Annotated in this window: 20 protein-coding genes; 9 read left to right on the plus strand and 11 right to left on the minus strand. The window is 69.1% G+C overall.

Annotated elements, in window-relative coordinates; all coding sequences use genetic code 11:
• Window positions 1–25: 25 nt before the first annotated feature.
• The 5 genes from hflC to MFF01_RS16580 all read right to left on the minus strand — a co-directional run bounded on the left by hflC (window position 26) and on the right by MFF01_RS16580 (window position 4,557).
• The gene (gene hflC, locus MFF01_RS16560) at window positions 26–973 is read right to left on the minus strand and encodes a protease modulator HflC (RefSeq protein ID WP_238227128.1); all 948 of its coding nucleotides are present in this window, start codon (window positions 971–973) and stop codon (window positions 26–28) included.
• Window positions 970–2,127, minus strand: a complete 1,158-nt coding sequence (gene hflK / locus MFF01_RS16565; protein WP_238227130.1) for an FtsH protease activity modulator HflK — start codon at window positions 2,125–2,127, stop codon at window positions 970–972. Before hflK ends, hflC begins: the two co-directional genes overlap by 4 nt.
• A gap of 307 nt (window positions 2,128–2,434) precedes the next feature.
• Window positions 2,435–2,932 (minus strand): dihydrofolate reductase, encoded by a 498-nt coding sequence (locus MFF01_RS16570; protein WP_238227132.1) that lies wholly within the window; start codon window positions 2,930–2,932, stop codon window positions 2,435–2,437.
• Window positions 2,932–3,726, minus strand: a complete 795-nt coding sequence (locus tag MFF01_RS16575; protein WP_238227134.1) for a thymidylate synthase — start codon at window positions 3,724–3,726, stop codon at window positions 2,932–2,934. Before MFF01_RS16575 ends, MFF01_RS16570 begins: the two co-directional genes overlap by 1 nt.
• Window positions 3,727–3,816: 90 nt before the next feature.
• A complete protein-coding gene (locus MFF01_RS16580) occupies window positions 3,817–4,557 on the minus strand; it encodes a CPBP family intramembrane glutamic endopeptidase (protein ID WP_238227135.1) in 741 nt (246 codons plus the stop codon).
• Between the two features lie 371 nt (window positions 4,558–4,928).
• Between MFF01_RS16580 and MFF01_RS16585 the strand changes: the two genes are divergently transcribed.
• The gene (locus MFF01_RS16585) at window positions 4,929–5,597 is read left to right on the plus strand and encodes an SspB family protein (RefSeq protein WP_238227136.1); all 669 of its coding nucleotides are present in this window, start codon (window positions 4,929–4,931) and stop codon (window positions 5,595–5,597) included.
• Window positions 5,598–5,619: 22 nt separating this feature from the next.
• Here MFF01_RS16585 and MFF01_RS16590 read toward each other — a convergent pair whose 3' ends face one another.
• Entirely contained in the window at window positions 5,620–7,017 is a 1,398-nt protein-coding gene (locus MFF01_RS16590; protein WP_238227137.1) for a cytochrome P450, read from the minus strand.
• Window positions 7,018–7,154: 137 nt separating this feature from the next.
• On the opposite strand from MFF01_RS16590, the gene fumC reads away from it, so the two are divergent.
• Genes fumC through MFF01_RS16615 form a run of 5 tightly spaced genes read left to right on the plus strand, consistent with a single transcriptional unit; the run spans window position 7,155 to window position 9,464 of the window.
• Window positions 7,155–8,567, plus strand: a complete 1,413-nt coding sequence (gene fumC, locus MFF01_RS16595) for a class II fumarate hydratase (protein ID WP_238227138.1) — start codon at window positions 7,155–7,157, stop codon at window positions 8,565–8,567.
• A 16-nt stretch (window positions 8,568–8,583) separates the two neighbouring features.
• Window positions 8,584–8,775: a DUF4169 family protein gene (locus tag MFF01_RS16600; protein ID WP_238227139.1), complete on the plus strand. Its 192-nt coding sequence runs from the start codon at window positions 8,584–8,586 to the stop codon at window positions 8,773–8,775.
• A 13-nt stretch (window positions 8,776–8,788) separates the two neighbouring features.
• Entirely contained in the window at window positions 8,789–9,010 is a 222-nt protein-coding gene (locus MFF01_RS16605) for a ribbon-helix-helix domain-containing protein (protein ID WP_238227276.1), read from the plus strand.
• Window positions 9,007–9,267: a DUF4258 domain-containing protein gene (locus MFF01_RS16610; RefSeq protein WP_238227140.1), complete on the plus strand. Its 261-nt coding sequence runs from the start codon at window positions 9,007–9,009 to the stop codon at window positions 9,265–9,267. The genes MFF01_RS16605 and MFF01_RS16610 overlap by 4 nt, the downstream gene beginning before the upstream one ends.
• Complete coding sequence (locus MFF01_RS16615; RefSeq protein WP_238227141.1) at window positions 9,264–9,464, plus strand: DUF2283 domain-containing protein; 201 nt, start codon at window positions 9,264–9,266, stop codon at window positions 9,462–9,464. Before MFF01_RS16610 ends, MFF01_RS16615 begins: the two co-directional genes overlap by 4 nt.
• Window positions 9,465–9,595: 131 nt before the next feature.
• Here the strand turns inward: MFF01_RS16615 and MFF01_RS16620 are convergent, their stop codons facing one another.
• Window positions 9,596–10,363 (minus strand): AraC family transcriptional regulator, encoded by a 768-nt coding sequence (locus MFF01_RS16620; protein ID WP_238227142.1) that lies wholly within the window; start codon window positions 10,361–10,363, stop codon window positions 9,596–9,598.
• An 82-nt stretch (window positions 10,364–10,445) separates the two neighbouring features.
• On the opposite strand from MFF01_RS16620, the gene MFF01_RS16625 reads away from it, so the two are divergent.
• Window positions 10,446–11,423 (plus strand): MBL fold metallo-hydrolase, encoded by a 978-nt coding sequence (locus MFF01_RS16625; RefSeq protein ID WP_238227143.1) that lies wholly within the window; start codon window positions 10,446–10,448, stop codon window positions 11,421–11,423.
• On the opposite strand, the gene MFF01_RS16630 is transcribed toward MFF01_RS16625, so the two are convergent.
• The 4 genes from MFF01_RS16630 to MFF01_RS16645 form a co-directional block, all read right to left on the minus strand.
• On the minus strand, window positions 11,408–12,787 hold the full coding sequence (locus MFF01_RS16630; RefSeq protein WP_238227145.1) for a heterodisulfide reductase-related iron-sulfur binding cluster: 1,380 nt from the start codon (window positions 12,785–12,787) through the stop codon (window positions 11,408–11,410). The two genes, MFF01_RS16625 and MFF01_RS16630, sit on opposite strands and share 16 nt — an antisense overlap.
• Window positions 12,788–12,997: 210 nt before the next feature.
• Complete coding sequence (locus tag MFF01_RS16635; protein ID WP_238227147.1) at window positions 12,998–14,185, minus strand: FAD-binding protein; 1,188 nt, start codon at window positions 14,183–14,185, stop codon at window positions 12,998–13,000.
• A 53-nt stretch (window positions 14,186–14,238) separates the two neighbouring features.
• The gene (locus tag MFF01_RS16640; protein WP_238227149.1) at window positions 14,239–15,741 is read right to left on the minus strand and encodes a lipopolysaccharide biosynthesis protein; all 1,503 of its coding nucleotides are present in this window, start codon (window positions 15,739–15,741) and stop codon (window positions 14,239–14,241) included.
• Between the two features lie 103 nt (window positions 15,742–15,844).
• The gene (locus MFF01_RS16645; protein ID WP_238227151.1) at window positions 15,845–16,855 is read right to left on the minus strand and encodes a magnesium transporter CorA family protein; all 1,011 of its coding nucleotides are present in this window, start codon (window positions 16,853–16,855) and stop codon (window positions 15,845–15,847) included.
• Between the two features lie 213 nt (window positions 16,856–17,068).
• On the opposite strand from MFF01_RS16645, the gene groES reads away from it, so the two are divergent.
• Together groES and groL are read left to right on the plus strand one after the other, a co-directional pair.
• Window positions 17,069–17,356, plus strand: a complete 288-nt coding sequence (groES, locus tag MFF01_RS16650; protein WP_018042554.1) for a co-chaperone GroES — start codon at window positions 17,069–17,071, stop codon at window positions 17,354–17,356.
• A gap of 93 nt (window positions 17,357–17,449) precedes the next feature.
• Window positions 17,450–19,105 (plus strand): chaperonin GroEL, encoded by a 1,656-nt coding sequence (gene groL / locus MFF01_RS16655; RefSeq protein ID WP_238227153.1) that lies wholly within the window; start codon window positions 17,450–17,452, stop codon window positions 19,103–19,105.
• Window positions 19,106–19,176: the final 71 nt, after the last annotated feature.

Below are 19,176 nucleotides of genomic sequence, written 5' to 3' on the forward strand. Positions count from 1 at the left end.
GGTGTCGCAGGGCAGGTGGTCGTGCTCAGCGACCGACCGAACCCGTCGCTCCTGCATCCGCCCCGGTCCGCCCCGTGGTGGCGGGCGTGCGGCCCTGCGGATCGCTGAAGTAGCGGAAGAAGTCCGACGAGGGTGAGATGACGAGGCGGGTGTCGGAGCCCTTCAGCCCGGTCTCGTAGGCCTGCATCGAGCGGTAGAAGCTGAAGAAGTCGGCGTCCTTGCCGTACGCGACGGCGAGGATGCGGTTCTTGTCGGCGTCGCCCTGGCCGCGCAGGGTCTCGGCCGTCTGGTTCGCCTCGGAGAGCAGCACGGTCACGTCGCGGTCGGCCTTGGCCTTGATCGTCGCGGCGATCTGATCGCCGTTGGCGCGGATGTCGGCGGCCTCGCGGTTGCGCTCCGTCGTCATGCGCCGATAGACGGCCGTGCTGTTCTGCGCCGGCAGATCGACGCGGGTCATGCGCAGGTCGACGATCTCGATGCCGAGTTCCTTGGCCTGCCGGTTCACGTCGCCCTGGATCTGGTTCATCAGGTCCGAGCGCTGGGTCCGCACGATGGCGTCCCGCGTGGAGCGAGCCAGGACGTTGCGCAGGGACGAGTTCGTGAAGCTGGCGAGTAGGGTGTTGGCCCGCAGGATGTTGTTGGCCGACTGATAGAACTTCAGGGGATCGATGATCCGGTAGCGGGCGAAGGCGTCGACTTCGAGGTTCTGCCGATCGGCCGTGAGCAGGGTCTGCACCGGCAGGTCGAGGTCGAGCACGCGCTTGTCGAACAGCACGACGTTGTCGATGAACGGAACCTTGAAGTACAGGCCGGGCCTGTCGGTGCCGGTCTGGTTCAGCACGGCGCGCACGCGGCCGAACTGAAGGACCAGAGCCTGCTGCATCTGACCCACGGTGAAGACTGAGGCGTAGAGCAGGATCACGACGGCCGCTGCCGCGATGAGGGCGCCGGTGCGCAGGGCGGGATTATTCATTTGGCGGCTCCACCGGTGCTGCGGGCGCCGAATTCCGTGAGCGGCAGGACGGGGACGACGCCGGCGGCGCCGGAGTTCACGCCGGTTCCGTTCTGGTCGATGATCACCTTGTTGACCGAGCCCAGGACCCGCTCCATCGTTTCGAGGAAGATGCGCTCGCGGCTGATCACCGGGGCGACCTTGTAGGATTCGTAGACCTGCTGGAAGCGCGCGGCCTGACCGGTCGCCTCGGCCGTCGCCTGCGTCTTGTAGGCCTCGGCCGCCTGCACGATCTGCGCGGCCTTACCCTTGGCCTGCGGCACCTCGCGGCTCGCATAGGTGCGGGCCTCGTTCTGGGCGCGCTCGGCATCCTGCTGGGCGGCGTTCACGTCGATGAAGGCGGGACGAACCTCGGGGGGCGGATTCACCGCCACGAGCTGCACCACCTCGACACGGACACCGGCGCCGTATTCGTCGAGCGCCTTCTGGGTGATCTCCTTAACCTCCTGGGCGACGCTCGACTGCTCGTTGGTGAGGATTGCCTGGATGTTGCGGCGGCCCACCACCTCGCGCATGGCGCTCTCGGCGATGGACTTGATCGTGCCCTCGGGATTCTCGAGGTTGAACACGTAATCAGAGGCCTTGAGCGGGTTGACGCGCCACTGCACTTCGAAATCGAGATCGACGATGTTCTCGTCGCCCGTGAGCATCAGGCTCTCGTCGGCCTTGTCGGACGTGCGACCCTGCGGGCCGGCGCGGTAGCCGATCTGGATGCTGTTGACCTGACCGACATTCGGCTTCGTCACCGCCCCGATCGGATAGGGGAAGTTGTAATGCGGGCCCTGGCCCGTGGTGCCGTGATAGCGGCCGAAGATCGTCTCGATGCCGACCTGTTGCGGCGCCACGGAATAGATGCCGGTCAGTAGCCAGCCGGCGACCAACAATCCGCCCGCGATCAGGATGCCGCGTCCGCCACCCATGGAGCCGCCCGGCATGACGCCGCGCAGGCGGTCCTGGCCGCGCCGGAGAAGCTCTTCGAGATCCTGGGGCGTCTTACCGCCGCCACCGCCGCCGCTGCCCCACGGGCCACCCCCGCCGCCATTGCCGCCGCCGCCCCGGCCCCAGGGCCCTCCCCCGTTGCCGCCACCGCCGCCGCTCTGATTGCTCCAAGGCATGCTCGCCGATATCTCCCGTTCCAGCAGCGTGTTCGCCGCGCAAAGTCTCGTTGGCACGAAGCCCACTCGCGCCGTCCGGCCGGACACCCGAGGGGTCAACCGGCCGTCCCTCACCCCGTGGACAGAAGCGTTCTACGGTCTCGCTCGATCTGGCTTACCTGCGAGGCCACCCGCCATCCTGTCAAGGTTGGGCCGCGGGCGCCCGAAGTGTCCGATCCCGGACATGGTGCGGATTTGGGCATCGCCCCGGCGAAAGACAACCGGTCCAGGGAACCTTTGCACCATCGGTCGCGGGCGGCACCCCGCCTCACGGGATCCGTTCGAGATCGACGAAGCTGAAGGCGCACGCGTCGTGCTCGCCCGCCGGGTGGGCCTCGCGCAGGGTCTCGCGGAAGGCGGTGCGGTCCAGGGGCGGAAACACCGTGTCGCCCTCCGGCGCCAGGGCGACTTCGGTGAGATGGATCCGGTCGGCCTGCGGCAGGGCGAGCCGGTAAATCTCGGCCCCGCCCGCGACCATCAGCTCCCCGGCAGGCTCCGCCGCCGCGACGGCGCTCGCCCAATCGTGCACGACCTCGACACCGGGAACGGCGAAGGCGGGATCGCGGGTCAGCACGAGGATGCGCCGGCCCGGCAGGGGGCGGCCGATGGAATCGAAGGTCTTGCGTCCCATCAGCACGGGCTTGCCGAGGGTCAGGGCCTTGAACCGCTGAAGATCGCTGCGCAGGCGCCAGATGAGGCCGTTGTCGCGGCCGATGACGCCGTTCCGCGCCACGGCCGCCACGAGGGTGATGCGGGGATCGGCCATCAGACGGCCACCGGGGCGCGAATGGCGGGGTGCGGCGCGTAGCCCTCGATGGCGATGTCCTCGAACCGGAAGTCGAACAGGGAGGTGACGGCGGGGTTGAGGACGAGGCGCGGCAGGGGTCGTTCGTCCCGCGTCAGCTGCAGCCGGGCCTGGTCGAGGTGGTTCACGTAGAGATGGGCGTCGCCCAGGGTGTGGATGAAGTCGCCGGGCTGAAGACCCGTGACCTGCGCGATCATCGCCGTCAGCAGGGCGTAGCTTGCGATGTTGAACGGCACGCCGAGGAACACGTCGGCGGAGCGCTGGTAGAGCTGGCACGACAGCCGCCCGTTCGCGACGTAGAACTGGAACAGGCAGTGGCAGGGCGCCAACGCCATCCGGTCGAGGTCGGCCGGGTTCCAGGCCGAGACCACGAGGCGGCGCGAATCCGGGTTGCGGCTGATCTCGTCGAGCACCCAGGCGATCTGGTCGACGCTGCCGCCGTCGGGCTTGGCCCAGGAGCGCCATTGCCGGCCGTAGACGGGGCCGAGGTCGCCGTTTGCGTCCGCCCATTCGTCCCAGATGGTGACGCCGTTGGCCTGCAGCGCCCGTACGTTGGTGTCGCCGGTCAGGAACCACAGCAATTCGTGGATGATGGAGCGTAGGTGCAGCTGCTTCGTCGTCACCAGGGGGAAGCCGGCCGACAGGTCGAACCGCATCTGGTGGCCGAACACCGACAGGGTACCCGTGCCCGTTCGGTCGTCCTTATGGACGCCGTCCTGCAGGATGCGTTCGAGTAGCTGATGATAGGCGTGCATCGCGGCTCCGGCTGATGCTCCGGGATACCGCGTTCGCGGGGGCGAGGCGAGGTGGCGCGCGATCTCCCGCGGGCTTGTCCCTAACGATCCCTATCCCACCGGGGAGAGCATCCAGGCGACCATGCAGAGATTGCTCCAGGCGTGGAGCACGATGCAGGGCCACAGGCGGGCCGTGCGCCAGCGCAGCCAGCCGAGGACGAGGGCGAGGGGCAGGAGCGAGACCGGCCGGGCGAGGCCGAACTCAGAGACGTGGGCCGCGCTGAACAGAAGGGCCGTCGTCGCGACGGTGAGGCCGGGGCCGGCGCCGCGCAGCCCCCGGGCGAAGACGAGGCCGCGCATGAGCAACTCCTCGGCCACCGGCGCCAGCAGGACGACGTTGACGAGCCACAGGACCGTCCCGGCCTCGTGCAGGGTCGGCGACAGGGTGGCGTTGCGGGCGACGGGGACACCGAACGCCTCGCCCGTTCCCGTGACCCAGGCGATATGCGCGACGGGCCAGGCGACGAGGAGCCACGCGAGGGGTCTGGACCGAAGGCCCGAGCCGTCCGGGGCTGTCAGGGCCAGGGTGCGGCGCACATCCGGCCCCGTCAGGATGCGGGCGGCGGCCAGGACGAGTAGCGCGAGGAGTGCCTGGCGGATCACGTCGAGAACGAGGCTGCGGGCGGCGAACTGGCGCGGTCGCAGGGGACTGCGCCCGGCGGCGGAGAACGGATCGAGCCCGTCGAGCCAATCGGCCCCGACTCGGACGATGACCAGAGCCAGGATGCTCGCGAACCCGAGGAGAAGAGCGGTGCGAAAGGCCATGTCGACCACGGCGAGGCCGGCCCGCACGATCGTGCGCCACCGTCCGGCCGCGCTCGGGTGTTCACGTTCGGGCGGGAGGCGCGGATCGGGCTTCAAAAGCGGCCGGACTCTCTCTATGTTGGACACGCTGCCCGAAGCGCCGACGACGGCGACGAGCGCTCCCCATGCCGGAGGAGCGCTCCGACCCCGAGACGGTACGCGGCGCCTTTCATCGGAACCACGGGCTTTTGGACGCATCGGATGCGGTCTGAACGGGCACCTGGTTCGGAGACAGGCCCGCGGCCGATCGGGCAGACTACCGGAACCGCCCGCGACGCGGTTCCCCTCGATTTTCATCCGACCCCGGTGCGCCCTTGGGCGCGCGACGGCGGCCAGGCACCGGGTATAAGCGACCGCAGATGGCAGACGATCTGATCCGCTACGATCTACTGGTTCAGGACGCCCTGCGGGGTGTCGTGCGCAAAGTCCTCACCGACGCCGCCCGCGACGGGCTGGCCGGCGAGCATCACTTTTACGTGTCGTTCCGGACGGAGGCGCCCGGCGTGCGGATGTCGCAGCGCCTGCGGGAAAAGTACCCGCAGGACATGACCATCGTGCTCCAGCACCAGTTCTGGGACCTCAGCGTCAACGAGCACACCTTCGAGGTCGGCCTTTCGTTCTCCGGCGTGCCCGAGCGCCTGCTGGTGCCGTTCGACGCCCTCTCGGGCTTCTTCGATCCCTCCGTGCAGTTCGGCCTCAAGTTCGACCTGACGGAAGGCATGGAGGAGGCCGTCGAGGCCATGGACGACGAGGTCACGCCGCTTCCCACGGGCAAGACCGCCCCGCGGGGCGCCGCGTCCGAGCCGAGCGAGATGAAGCCGAAGGGCACGGGTCTCGCAGCCATCGGCTCCGGCCTGTCGAAGATCGGCCCCGCCGCGACCGCCGAGAAGGCGTCGGACGAGGGGGACAAGGCCGCGGCGGCGAAGCTACCCGTCGGCAAGCCCGCCCCCGCGAAGAAGGCCGAGGGCGAGGGCAGCGAGGCCGGCGCCGAGGTCGTGAGCCTCGACGCGTTCCGCAAGAAGAGCTGAGCGTCAGCCGATGCGCTGAGCGTCAGCCGCGTCGCACGACGTCGAGGCGAAGGCCGTTCTCCGGCCGTAGTGTTACCCGCTGCAGGGGCGTGACCGGCGGGTGACCCGCCGGCACGGATAGGCGCACGGCCCGCACGATGTGGGCTAGGACGATCACGGCTTCCTGCACAGAGAAACTCTGGCCGATGCAGATGCGCGGTCCCGCGCCGAACGGCAGATAGGCGAAGCGCGGGATCGCCTTGCGCGCCTCCCCGAGGAACCGCTCCGGCACGAAGGCGGCGGGATCGTCCCAGAGGGTGCGGTGGCGGTGGAGCACGTAGGGCGCCACCATCACCAGGGAGCCGCGCGGGATCTTGATCCGCCCGATCCGATCCTCCGCGATGGCCTGCCGGCTGAGGAACGGCACCGGCGGGAACAGCCGCATGGTTTCCTCCATCACGGCCTTGGTGAAGGGGAGACGTTCGGCATCGAACCCTTCGCCCTCCGACACGGCATCGACCTCCGCCTCGATTCGCGCCCGCGCACCCGCATCCTGCGACAGGCAGTAGAGCGCCCAGGTCAGGGCGTTGGCAGTGGTTTCGTGTCCGGCGGCGATGAAGGTGACGATGTTGGCCTTCACTTCGAGGTCGGTCAGGCCCTTTCCGGTCTCGGGGTCCTGGGCTTGGAGGAGAAGGGTGAGGAGGTCCGTCGGCGCCGTGCCGGATGCGATCAGGGCGCGACGCTTGTCGATCAAGGCATCCACCACCTCGGCGAAGAAGCGCACGGCGGGGCGCGCCCGCAGGCGTCCGATGCGCGGCACGAAGCCCGGCACGCCGAACACGTCGAGAGGATCGACGGGGCCAACCGCCTCCAGGAAGCGCGTGATGGCGCGGCCCAGGGCATCCGGGTCGCTCGCCAACCCTTGCGTGAAGATCGTCCGTTCCAGGACGTCGAGGGTGACGCGGGTCATCTCGAGGGCGGCGTCGACGGTGGCTCCGTCCCGGCGCGCGAGGCGCCGGGCGATGCGTGCACCGGCGGCGTTCATCGGCTCGGCGAAGCCGAGGACGTGGCGGGCCGAGAAGATCGGCGCCAGGGTGCGGCGCTGCAGCTTCCACTCCTCGTCCTCCGCCGTGAGCAGGCCGTTGCCCAGCCCCGGCGCGAGGACGCGGCGCTGGAGATCGTCCTTGCGGTAGTTGGCGGCGTTCTCGACGTAGAGGTAGCGGATGAGGGCCGGGTCGCTCACCACGGTGACGCGGCCCAAGGCGCCGTCCCCCGCCATCACGGGTTTCTCGAAGTGGTCGTCGAGCCAGGTGGTGATGGGGTTGGACCGTGCCGCCTTGAGGAAGGCGAGGAGCCCGGGGGCCTGGCGCAGGGGGCGCGGTACGGACGGACGGAAGCGCGTCGGCGCTTCGGGCGGGCACGGGGTGGCGGCATCCATCATCGGCGTGTCATCACTCCAGGGTCCGGGACAGGCGCCGAAAAGCGTTGAGACTTCTCCGGCACCGTCACTCGGTGCCATCGCGGTTTCGACCCACCCGGTTTAAGTAGGGTGCGCCGCAGCTACACGAAGAGGCCACGATGTCGCCCACCGAGACGCCCGCCACCCGCACGGAATCCGACACCTTCGGACCGATCGAGGTTCCGGCGCATCGCTATTGGGGTGCGCAGACGCAGCGCTCGATCCAGAACTTCAAGATCGGCACGGAGCGGATGCCGGCGCCCCTCGTCCACGCGCTCGGCCTCGTCAAGCAGGCGGCGGCTCTGGTGAATCAGGATCTCGGCGGCCTTGACCCGAAGGTGGCCCAGGCCATCGCGGCCTCCGCCGCCGAAGTCGTGGCGGGTCAGCACGACCAGGAATTCCCCCTCGTGGTCTGGCAGACGGGCTCGGGCACCCAATCCAACATGAACGCCAACGAGGTCATCGCGAGCCTCGCCAACGAGCTCCTCGGGGGCGAGCGTGGCGGCAAGTCGCCGGTCCACCCCAACGATCACGTCAACCGGGGCCAGTCCTCCAACGACGTGTTTCCCACCGCCATGCACATCGCGGTCTCGCGCGAGATCAACGACCGGCTGATGCCGGCCCTCAAGCACCTGCACGACGCCCTCGACGCCAAGGCCATGGCGTTCGCCGACATCGTCAAGATCGGCCGCACCCACCTGCAGGACGCGACCCCCGTGTCCCTGGGCCAGGAATTTTCCGGCTACGTGGCGCAGGTCGCGCTGGGCAGCGAGCGCGTGAAGGCGACCCTGCCGGGCGTGCTCGCGCTGGCCCAGGGTGGCACGGCGGTGGGCACCGGCCTCAACGCGCACCCCGACTTCGCGGACAAGTTCGCCGCCAAGGTCGCCGAGCTGACGGGCCTGCCGTTCACCTCGGCGGCGAACAAGTTCGAGGCGCTCGCCACCCACGACGCCCTGGTGTTCACGCAAGGCGCGCTCTCGGCGCTGGCCGCCGGCCTGTTCAAGATCGCCCAGGACATCCGCCTCCTCGCGTCCGGCCCGCGCTCGGGCCTCGGGGAACTGTCGCTGCCCGAGAACGAGCCTGGCTCGTCGATCATGCCCGGCAAGGTCAACCCGACCCAGTGCGAGGCCCTCACCATGGTCTGCGCCCAGGTGATCGGCAACGGTACCACGGTGAGCTTCGCCGGCTCCCAGGGCCATTTCGAGCTCAACGTGTTCAAGCCGGTCATCGCCAACGCGGTGCTGCAATCGGTGCGCCTGCTCGCCGACGCGGCGGTCAGCTTCGCCGACAATTGCGTGGTGGGCATCAAGGCCAACGAGGACCGGATCGCCGACCTCATGAGCCGCTCGCTCATGCTGGTAACGGCGCTGGCCCCTTCCATCGGCTACGACAAGGCCGCCGAGATCGCCAAGACCGCGCACAAGAACGGCACCACCCTGAAGGAAGAGGCCCTGCGGCTCGGCTACGTGACGGAAGCCGAGTTCGAGCGCGTGGTGCGTCCCGAGACCATGCTGGCGCCCAGCGCCGACTGAGAGAGGGGTCCAGCGTATGGCGGAGATCATCAACCTGCGCGAGGCCCGCAAGGCGAAGGCGCGGGGCGAGAAGGAGGCGAAGGCGGCCGAGAACCGGATCGCCTTCGGCCGGCCGAAAAAGGCCAAGACTCTGGCCGAGGCCAAGAAGGCCATCGAGTTCGCGCGGCACGAGGGCCACAAGCTCGTGGGCCCGGCTTCGGACGGGTGAGGCATTGCCCCCTGTGACCGGCGGCATCACCAAACGCTCGGTGATGATCGCCGGCCACCGCACCAGCGTCTCCCTGGAGGACCCGTTCTGGGACGCCCTGCGCGGCATCGCGGAGGCGCGCGGCCTGTCGGTGCAGGCGCTCATCGGCGAGATCGACGCGGGCCGCGACGGACAGAACCTCTCCTCCGCCATCCGGGTCTTCGTGCTGGCGGCGGTGCGGGACGGCATCCGTTGAAGCGGATCGTCTTCATCGACCACGCGGACGAGCGCCTTCTGCGACGCGATCTCGATCCGGCCTGGATCGAGCGGACGCTCATGGCTCCCGAGGCCGAGGAGCCGGACCCGGTCCATCCGCATCGGACACGCGCATTCGGCAAGGTGCCCGAGCGCGACGGTCGCGTCCTTCGCGTGATATACGAGCAGGACGGCGACGTTCTGCGCGTCATCACCGCTTTTCTCGATCGCTCTCGAACCCGGAGGCAAACGCGATGAGGACACGCTACGATTCGAACGCCGATGCTCTCTATCTCGGCTTCTCCGACGAACCCATCGTGGAGAGCGAGGAGGTGCGACCGGGAATCATCTTCGATCTTGACGGTGAGGGCCGGGTGATCGGCATCGAAATCCTCGACGCAGCCCAGCACATGGCGCGCGGGACGGACCTGAAAAGCCTTGCGACCGCTGCCTGAGATCATCGGCTGCCCTGAGCATGGGCGCGGCACCGAGACCCGAATGTCGGACTGCGCCCGTGTGATCGGCAACGGTATCGTGGGGGCCTCGCGGGCAATCGGCGATCGATAAGGCTCCTGGCCCAATGGTATCACCGGCGGATTCCCAAAAGGCTGCGCGAGGCGGGCGCCCCGAACGTCCGCCGGAAATCGTTGGCGAAATGCGCCTGATCGGCAAAGCCCGCCGCGTGCGCCGCGCCCGTGAAGTTTGCCCCCGCCACGACGGCGGCGATGGCCCGGCGCATGCGGACCCAAGCGCGGTAGCGCCGGAACGGGACGCCGACGTTTTCGGTGAAGAGGTGTTGCAGGCGGGAGGACGACAGGCCGACCGATCGAGCGAGGCTCTCGGCCGACATCGCGCCCTCCCGATGATCTCCCAGGCGTGACACGACGCGGGCAATCCGGGCGTCCGTCTCGGTCCCAACTCGCCGGAGCGAGTAGCCCGCGAGGTCGGCAAGCGCTGCGCCGGTCCAGGCGCTGGCGCCGCGATCCTCGTAGAGCGTGCGGAGTGGGATGATCTCGCCCTGCGCCGCCACAAGGGCGCCCGCGATCGGATCGCCGCCCCGCACCAGGGTCGTCAGGGCGTGCGGCGAGGCCTCGGGTTCGAGGTACAGCACCGCCAGGGGCTCGCCGCCGCAATCGAGTTCATGCGCCAGGCCCGCCGGTACGAAGGCGGTCCGGCAGGTGATCCAGGCGGTACCGTCGAACCGGATTCGGAAGCCGCCGTAGAGCCCCGCCAGATAGACCGGCGCTCCGTGCCTGTGGCTCGCATTGTAGGTCAACGGTCCGGCGAAGAAGGTGTGCGCCCCGTCCACGTGCCAGAGCGGGCCGAGGGCGCAGGACGTAGCAGGTTCATTCAAGCGCGGCCGTCCTTCACGATGCTAGCCCTGCCTTCGAGCCGGATGGTCGCGATCATCCTGGCGCATGCGACCCGGCGGAGGAATGGCCATCATGATCGATCTCACGCGCCGCGGCCTCGCGGCATCGGCCCTCGCCCTGGGTTTGTCCCGGAGCGCATCGGCTCAAGGTTGCCCGGTGGCGACGCCGCCCATGGTTCACCGCCTCCAACTGGGGGCGTTCGCGATCACGACCCTGCTCGATGCGGCCGCGATGATCGACGGCCCCTGGCCCATCGTCGGGGAGGATCGTGAACGTGGCGCGGTCGAGGCCCTGATGCGGGAGAACCGGCTTCCGCCGAATCGCTTCAAGCCGGGTTTCACACCGACCGTCGTCCAGACCGGCCGCGAGACGATCCTGTTCGACACCGGCAACGGCGAGGTGGGATTCGTGCCCCGCCCCACGGGTGGGCGGCTGGCCGGACTTCTTGGTCAAGCCGGCGTCGCACCGGACACCATCGACGTCGTCGTGCTGACCCATTGCCACACCGATCACATCGGCGGTCTGATGGAGAACGGGCGCCCGCTTTTCCCTCACGCCCGCTACGTTCTCGGCGCCGCCGAGGATCGGTTCTGGCGGGACGACGCCCGCCTGTCCGCCGCGCCGGAGAGCAACGCGTACAAGTCGGCCCGGGTCTTCCGCAGCCATCTGCTGCCGCTCGCCGACCGCACGACCTTCGTGAAGCCGGGCGACACGGTGGTGCCGGGGATCACGGCGCTTGCCGCTTTCGGCCATACGCCGGGGCACCTCGCCTATCACGTCGAGAGCGCGGGCCAGCGGCTGCTGGTCTGGGGCGATTGCGCCCACCACGAGGTCGCGTCCCTGGCACATCCCGAGTGGCACGCGTTCTTCGACATGGACAAAGCAGGCGGGGCCGCCACGCGCCGGACGATCTACGATATGGCGGCCACGGACGGGGTTCTGGTCGCGGCCTACCACACCACGTTCCCGTCGCTCGGCTATGTGGTGCGGCAGGGCGCCGGCTACCGCTGGATCCCCCTCACCTATCAGTTCGACCGCTGATCCGGTGCGGCGAGCCCTTCGAGCACCGCCGGCTTCGGCCCCCCCGTCGCCCAATCCAGCAGCTCCACCGTGTGGACGATGGGGATCGCCGTGCCCTTCCCGATCTGCGTCGCGCAGCCGATGTTGCCGGTCGCGATGACGTCGGGGCGCATCCGCTCGATGTTGGCGACCTTGCGGTCGCGCAGGCGGCCGGCGATCTCGGGCTGGAGGATGTTGTAGGTGCCGGCCGAGCCGCAGCAGATGTGGCCCTCGGGCACGTCCTTCACGGTGAAACCCGCATTCTTCAGGAGATTTTTTGGCTCCGTGCGGATGCCCTGGCCGTGCTGCATCGAGCAGGCGGAGTGGTAGGCGACCACGAGGTCGGACGCGATGAGCGTCGGCATCAGGCCGAGGCCGGCCATGTACTCGGTGATGTCCTTGGCGATGGAAGAGACCCGCGCGGCCTTCTCGGCGTAGGCCGGGTCGTCGCGGAACATGAAGCCGTAATCCTTGATCGTCGTGCCGCAGCCCGACGCCGTGACCACGATGGCGTCGAGGCCGGCGCCGTCCATCTCGGCGATCCAGGCGTCGATGGTGCGCTTGGCCTGGGCGTGGGACGACTCGGCCTTGCCCATGTGATGGGTGAGCGCGCCGCAGCACCCCTCCCCCTTGGCCTGCACCACCTCGACGCCGTGGCGGGTGAGGAGCCGGATCGCCGCTTCGTTGAAGTCCGGCCGCAGGACGCTCTGAGCGCAGCCGCGCAGGAGCGCGACGCGGCCCGCGCGGGCCGGGGCCGTGGTGCCCTGAAGGGCGGCGCTGGCCTCGAGCGCCCGCGTCTCGGCCGGAAAGGTGCCGGGCCGGTCGGTGGGGTTGCGGTTCGGCAGTTCGGCCGGCGCGAGGTCGAGCATGGCGGCGAGGCGGTTGCCGAGTCCGGGAATCCGCGCGACGAGGGGCCGGAACGGACTTCCCAACTTTGCGCCGAGGAGCGCCAGGCGGAAGCGGTCGGGATAGGGCAGGACGAAGGCGAGGACGGCGCGCAGGGCCCGGTCGCCGAAGGGGCGGGTGTAGGTCTCCTCGATATGCGCCCGGGCATGATCGACGAGGTGCATGTAGTGTACGCCCGAGGGGCACGTCGTCATGCAGGACAGGCACGACAGGCAGCGGTCGACGTGCTTGACCACCTCCGGCACGGCGGCCTTGCCGCCCTCCAGCATGTCCTTGATCAGGTAGATGCGTCCGCGCGGACTATCGAGCTCGTCGCCGAGCAGCAGATAGGTCGGGCAGGTGGCGGTGCAGAAGCCGCAATGGACGCAGGTCCGAAGGATCTTTTCGGACGCCGCCATGGCGGGGTCGGCGAGCTGCGTCAGGCTGAAATTGGTCTGCACTGCGTGTTCCTGATCCACCCTTCGCGGCGCCGCTCCACGCCGGAGCGTGCGGACACCGTCTATTCACAAGACTTTAGTTCGGAACGGTCACCAAGCCGAGCCTTTGGAACGGCTCCAAGCAGCATCCGGCCCGGTTTCGATAGCCGCAACCGGCTTGCGATGCCTGCGGGGTAGAGTGTCGCGGCATCCCCGCAGGGTATTCGGCGAGGTTCAGACGCTCGCGTACATGCGGCCTGGATTGAAGAGACCGCCGGGATCGTGAGCCGCTTTCAGGCCGGTGGTGATGCGCATCAGCGGTTCGGACAATGGCTCGAACACCGGCACGGCCGCCCGCACGGCATCCGGTGCCCGCACCAGGGTGGCGTGGCCGCCGTGCTTGGCCACCGCCGCCCGCACGGCTGCGGCGCCGGCATCGCCCTCCGCCGCGGTGGCGAGCCAGATCAGACCACCGCCCCAATCGTAGAACCATCGGGCCGCGCGCTTGGCCGCGACGGCGGCCGTCAGGGCGGGGGCGTGGGTCGGGGCGGTGGAGATGCGCCAGATCGCGGTGTCGACCGGCTCGGCAAGGGGAAGGACGTCGCGGATGGCGGTCCAGAGGTCGGTGCCGGCCTCGCCCTCCACCACTTCCGGTGCCCCGAAGCGCCTGAGGAGCTTGGTGAGTTCGCCGAGCCGGTAGGCCACCGAATCCGAAAACCCCTCGACGCGCATGGCCGTGCGCGCCTGCGACGCGCCGCAGCCGGCGGGCAGGTGCGCGGCGCCCGTGAGCTCGAACGGCGAGCCGAGGGCGGCCGAGAGGGCCGCGACGGCGCGGGCATCGTCGAGGCCCGCGAAGACCAGGGTCGTCACCCGCTCCTGAACGGGCAGCACCTTGAAGGTCACTTCAGTGAGGAGGCCGAGGGTGCCCCAGGCGCCGGCCATGAGCTTCACCAGGTCGAGGCCGGTGACGTTCTTCATCACCCGGCCGCCGGACTTGATGATCTCGCCCCGGCCGTTGACGAAGCGCACGCCGATGAGGCTATCGCGGGCCGCCCCGGCATTGATCCGGCGCGGGCCGGAATTGTTGGTGGCCGCCACGGCCCCGAAGGTCGGCGTGCCGGTGGAGCCCATGAGGCGGCGATGATCCATGGGCTCGAAGGGCAGCATCTGGCCGCGCTCGGCCAGCAGCGCCTGAACCTGCGCCAGCGGGGTGCCGGCGAGCGCCGAGACCACCATCTCGGCCGGCTCGTACAGGGTGATGCCCGACAGGCCGGTGGTGGAGAGCGTGGCCTCGTCTTGGGCCGGGCGGCCGATCCCCACTTTTGTGCCACCGCCGACGAGGCGCAGGCGCTCCGTCCGTGCGGCGGCGTCGCGAACGATATCCGCCGCCTCGTCGGCGCTTTGAGGCTCGTATGACCGCATTGTTTCCCGCCCTGGCCGGACGATGCCGCCCGGCTTTTTTCTCTACCGCGACCTTAATGAGAATCGTTCGGGATTGCATCCAGCTCGGCGACGTCGATCGCGGGAGCCGCCGACGCCTGACGTGCCGGGCCGCGCCGTTCGGCCCAGCGCGCCGCGATGAGACTGCGCAGGCCGGCGATGTCGAAGGTCCAGGTGAAGGCGCCGTAGACGAGGATGCCGAGCGCGAGACTTGAGGCGAGGGCCGGCACCGGTTCGAGGTGACGCACGGGCGAGAGGCACAGGGCCATGACCGCGCAGGCGAGGCCGGCCATCAGGATGTCCCGCCAGGGCAGGCGCAGGCGCTGCGGCCCCGTGAGCGTCCGTACGGCCAGGATCAGGGTCGCGACGGCGAGCCCCAGGGTCTGCGCCACGGCGATCCCCTCGGGGCCCATGACCGGCGGCAGGAGCCAGAGGCCGAGGGCATCGACGGCGAGGCCGATCACGGCGGCGGCCACGACCGGCAGGGTCTTGCGACGGATCTGGAAGACGGGATTGAGGGCGAAGTTCGTCATCGCGAGGAAGAAGAACCCCGGAATCATCAGGCCGGCATAGGCGGCGAACGGGCCGCGATAGGCGTCCGGCACCGCCAGGGCCTGGAGGGCCGGCAGGATCGCCCAGAACCCGACGGCACAGGGCAGCAGCAGGGCCACGACGGTTCCGACGTTGCGCCCGATCTGGGCTTCGGCCGCGGCGCGCCCCTCCTCCTCCTCGGCGCGCACGGCGAACTGGAACAGCAGGAGGTCGAGGGCGGTGCCGAGGGTGCCGATGCTGCGGGTGGTGACGTCGGCGGCAAGGGCGAAGTAGCCGGCCTCGGCCAGCCCCGCCTGGGCCGCGATGGTGCCCCGGTTGAGGAACGGCATGAGCTGGTAGACCGCGTTGGCGGCGATGAGCGGCAGGCCGTAGGCCACGAACAGGCGCCAGGTCTCGGCGAGTCGGACGCGCAGGCGCGGCGTCACGGGATCGCGCATGGGGCGCCACAGGAGCGCGGCGGCGAGGAACTGGCTCAGGCCCGCGGCGGCCAGCACCCAGGCGGGCTGGGGCAGGAGCCAGGCCGTCCCGGCCATGAGCCCGAAGGCGAGCCCGTTCTTGACGGCCACGAGCCGGAAATAGAGGCCGCCGTCGAAGCGGGCGCGGGCGAGGGCCGCGTGATAGTCGAAGATGCCGATGCCGAGGGCCGCGATGGCGGTGCCCGCCAGGATGGCCGCCCGGCTTCCCGGACCCGATCCAACGCCCAGGGCGGCACATACCAGGGCCGCGACGAACAGCGCGACGCCCATGACCGCGTAGGCGCGGTCGAGGCCCTGGCGGATCCACGGCTCCTGCGCGCGGACGCGAGCCGAGTAGAACCGCGTCGCCGACAGGCGCAGCCACTCGAACAGGACGGTGTTGGCCACGACGGCGCCGGCGGTCGCGAGGGCGAACAGGCCGAACTCCGCCGGGCCGAGGAGCTTGGCGATGAGCAGGCCGAGGACGAAGTTCAGGCCGGCATTGAGGATGAAGGCGCAGATCACGGCCATGGCGGGAATGCACGATCCTCGATGACGGGCGCACCCGCGCTTGGTCCCTCAGGCTTGTGGCCCGTTCCCCGAAGAATCCGTCAACCCGATGGCGGGACGCCCGTCAGATCCAGCCCCGGATCCGGAAGAACACGAGGGGCACGAGGGCGCTGAGAATCACGAGGGCGAGGCCGTAGGGGTAGCCGTAGGCCCAGTCGAGTTCCGGCATGTGCTTGAAGTTCATGCCGTAGAGGGAGGTGACGAGGGTGGGGGGAATCCCTACGACGGAGACCACGGTCAGCACCCGGAAGGTGTTGTTCTGCTCCATGTTGATGAGGCCGAGCGTCGCGTCGAGGAGGAACTGTACGTTCTCCGACTGGCGGATCTCGAACTCGTCCAGGGAGGCGATGTCCCGCCGCACGGCCTCGAAGCGTGGTTTCTGCTCCGCGGCCAGGAGGTGGTCGCACTCGTTGGCGACGAAGGGGACGATCCGCTCGAGGCCGAGGAGGCTGGCGCGCAGCTTGCCAAGCGCCTTGCCGCGCCGGCCGATGCCGCGCAGGATCCGGCGCAGGGCAAGGTCGCGACGGCGCGGCGTCTGAGACTTCGAACCCTCGCTGCCGGTGGCCGCGCCGCCGCGCACGTCGAAGTCGAACACCCGGGTCGACAGGGCGTCGAGGTCAGCGCCCATCTCTTCCAGGGCATCGGCGAGGCTGTCCACAAGTTCTTCCATGAGCAGGAGGAAGATCTCCGTGCTCGTGGTGGCCGGGCCGTCGCCCTCTGCGATCCGCTTCTTGACCGCGCCGAAGGCCCGCAGCTCGTGGAACCGCACCGTGACGAGGTGATCCTTGGTCAGGACGAACCCGAGGGGTTGCAAGACCGAGTCGACCTTGTCGAAGGTGATCATCGGGGTCGAGAGGGAGAACCCGTTCTTCAGGCGCCGCAGCCGACTCGAATTCTCCACCTCGTTCAGGGCCTTGCGGGAGGGGACGCGCAGGCCCGTGGCGTCCTCGACGCGCTGCGCCTCCTCCGCGCTCGGATCCTCGAGATCGATCCAGACGGCGTCGCGGTGCCCCGGGCCGGGGCCGTCCGAAGCGGGAAGCGCCATCGCACCCTGCGGTCCATGGAGGCTGATCATCGGAGAAGGATGGTCCGTGGCGGGGCCGGTCGAGAGAGCAAAGCCGTCGCGCAACCGTCGCGCGGACCTGCGACAGTCTTGACTCACGGAGCGCATGCGCCTACCTCCCCGCCATCGTTAGCACTCACCTCGTGGGAGTGCTAACGGCCTGGGTTGAGCGCGCTGCCGCGCCGCATCAACGCCATTCACGAATTTGAAGCAAGAGGGCAGCTCATGAAGTTCCGTCCGCTGCACGACCGTGTCGTCGTTCGCCGTATCGAAGGCGAAGAGAAGACCAAGGGTGGCATCATCATCCCCGATACCGCCAAGGAGAAGCCGCAAGAGGGCGAGATCGTCGCCGTCGGCCCCGGCGCCCGCGACGAGGCCGGCCGCGTGAATCCCCTCGACGTCAAGGCCGGTGACCGCGTGCTGTTCGGCAAGTGGTCCGGCACCGAGGTCAAGATCGACGGTCAGGACCTCCTGATCATGAAGGAATCCGACATCATGGGCGTCGTCGCCTAAAGCGGCGCGGCCCTCTTCCTTCGTCCCCGATCCAAGCCCTTCGAGCGCGATCCATCCGCGCCTCGGGGCTGTCCACCGTAAGAGGAATAGACCATGGCAGCGAAAGAAGTCCGTTTCGGCTCCGACGCCCGCGAGAAGATGCTGCGCGGCGTCGACATCCTGGCCGACGCCGTGAAGGTGACGCTGGGCCCCAAGGGTCGCAACGTCGTCATTGAGAAGTCCTTCGGCGCGCCGCGCATCACCAAGGACGGCGTCACCGTCGCCAAGGAGATCGAGCTCTCCGACAAGTTCGAGAACATGGGCGCCCAGATGGTGCGCGAAGTGGCCTCGAAGACCAACGACATCGCGGGTGACGGCACCACCACCGCCACCGTGCTGGCCCAGGCCATCGTCCGTGAGGGCGCCAAGTACGTCGCCGCCGGTATGAACCCAATGGACCTCAAGCGTGGCATCGATCTGGCCACCACCGCCGCCGTGAAGGACATCACGAGCCGCGCCAAGAAGGTCGCCTCGTCCGAGGAAGTCGCCCAGGTCGGCACCATCTCGGCCAATGGCGACAAGGAAATCGGCGAGATGATCGCCCACGCCATGCAGAAGGTCGGCAACGAGGGTGTCATCACCGTCGAGGAGGCCAAGACCGCCGAGACCGAGCTCGACGTCGTCGAGGGCATGCAGTTCGACCGCGGCTACCTCTCCCCGTACTTCATCACCAACGCGGAGAAGATGGTCGCCGAGCTCGAGGACCCCTACATCCTCATCCACGAGAAGAAGCTGTCGTCGCTTCAGGCGATGCTGCCGGTGCTCGAGGCTGTTGTGCAGACCGGCAAGCCGCTGGTCATCATCGCCGAGGACATCGAGGGCGAGGCGCTCGCCACGCTCGTGGTGAACAAGCTGCGCGGCGGCCTCAAGGTCGCGGCCGTCAAGGCGCCGGGCTTCGGTGATCGCCGTAAGGCCATGCTCGAGGACATCGCGATCCTGACCCAGGGCCAGATGATCGCCGAGGATCTCGGCATCAAGCTCGAGAACGTGACCCTGCCGATGCTCGGCCGCGCCAAGCGCATCCGCATCGAGAAGGAGACCACCACGATCATCGACGGTCTCGGCGAGAAGGCCGACATCGAGGCCCGCGTCGGTCAGATCAAGGCGCAGATCGAGGAGACCACCTCGGACTACGACCGTGAGAAGCTCCAGGAGCGCCTGGCCAAGCTCGCCGGCGGCGTCGCGGTCATCCGCGTCGGCGGCGCGACCGAGGTCGAGGTGAAGGAGAAGAAGGACCGCGTCGACGACGCGCTCAACGCCACCCGCGCTGCGGTGGAAGAGGGCATCGTCCCCGGCGGCGGCACCGCGCTGCTGCGCGCCCGTGAGGCCGTCCGCGCTCTCAAGAGCGACAACCCGGACGTTCAGGCCGGTATCAAGATCGTGCTGAAGGCCCTTGAAGCCCCGATCCGCCAGATCGCCGCCAATTCCGGCGTCGAGGGCTCGATCGTGGTCGGCAAGATCACCGACAACACGGGCTCGATCACCTACGGCTTCAACGCCCAGACGGAAGAGTACGTCGACATGATCCAGGCCGGCATCGTCGACCCGGCCAAGGTCGTGCGCACCGCCCTGCAGGACGCCTCGTCCATCGCCGGCCTGCTCGTCACCACCGAAGCCATGATCGCCGATGCTCCGAAGAAGGAGTCCACCGGCGGCGGCATGCCGGGCGGCGGCGGCATGGGCGGCGGCATGGGCGGCATGGACTTCTAAGAAGTCCACGCGCTCAGGACCGCGCCGAAAACTCCAGGTCCGGCAAACCGGGCCTGAAGAAAAGCCCGGAC

It is taken from the genome of Methylobacterium adhaesivum (genome assembly GCF_022179065.1).
GTDB classification, from domain to species: domain Bacteria; phylum Pseudomonadota; class Alphaproteobacteria; order Rhizobiales; family Beijerinckiaceae; genus Methylobacterium; species Methylobacterium adhaesivum.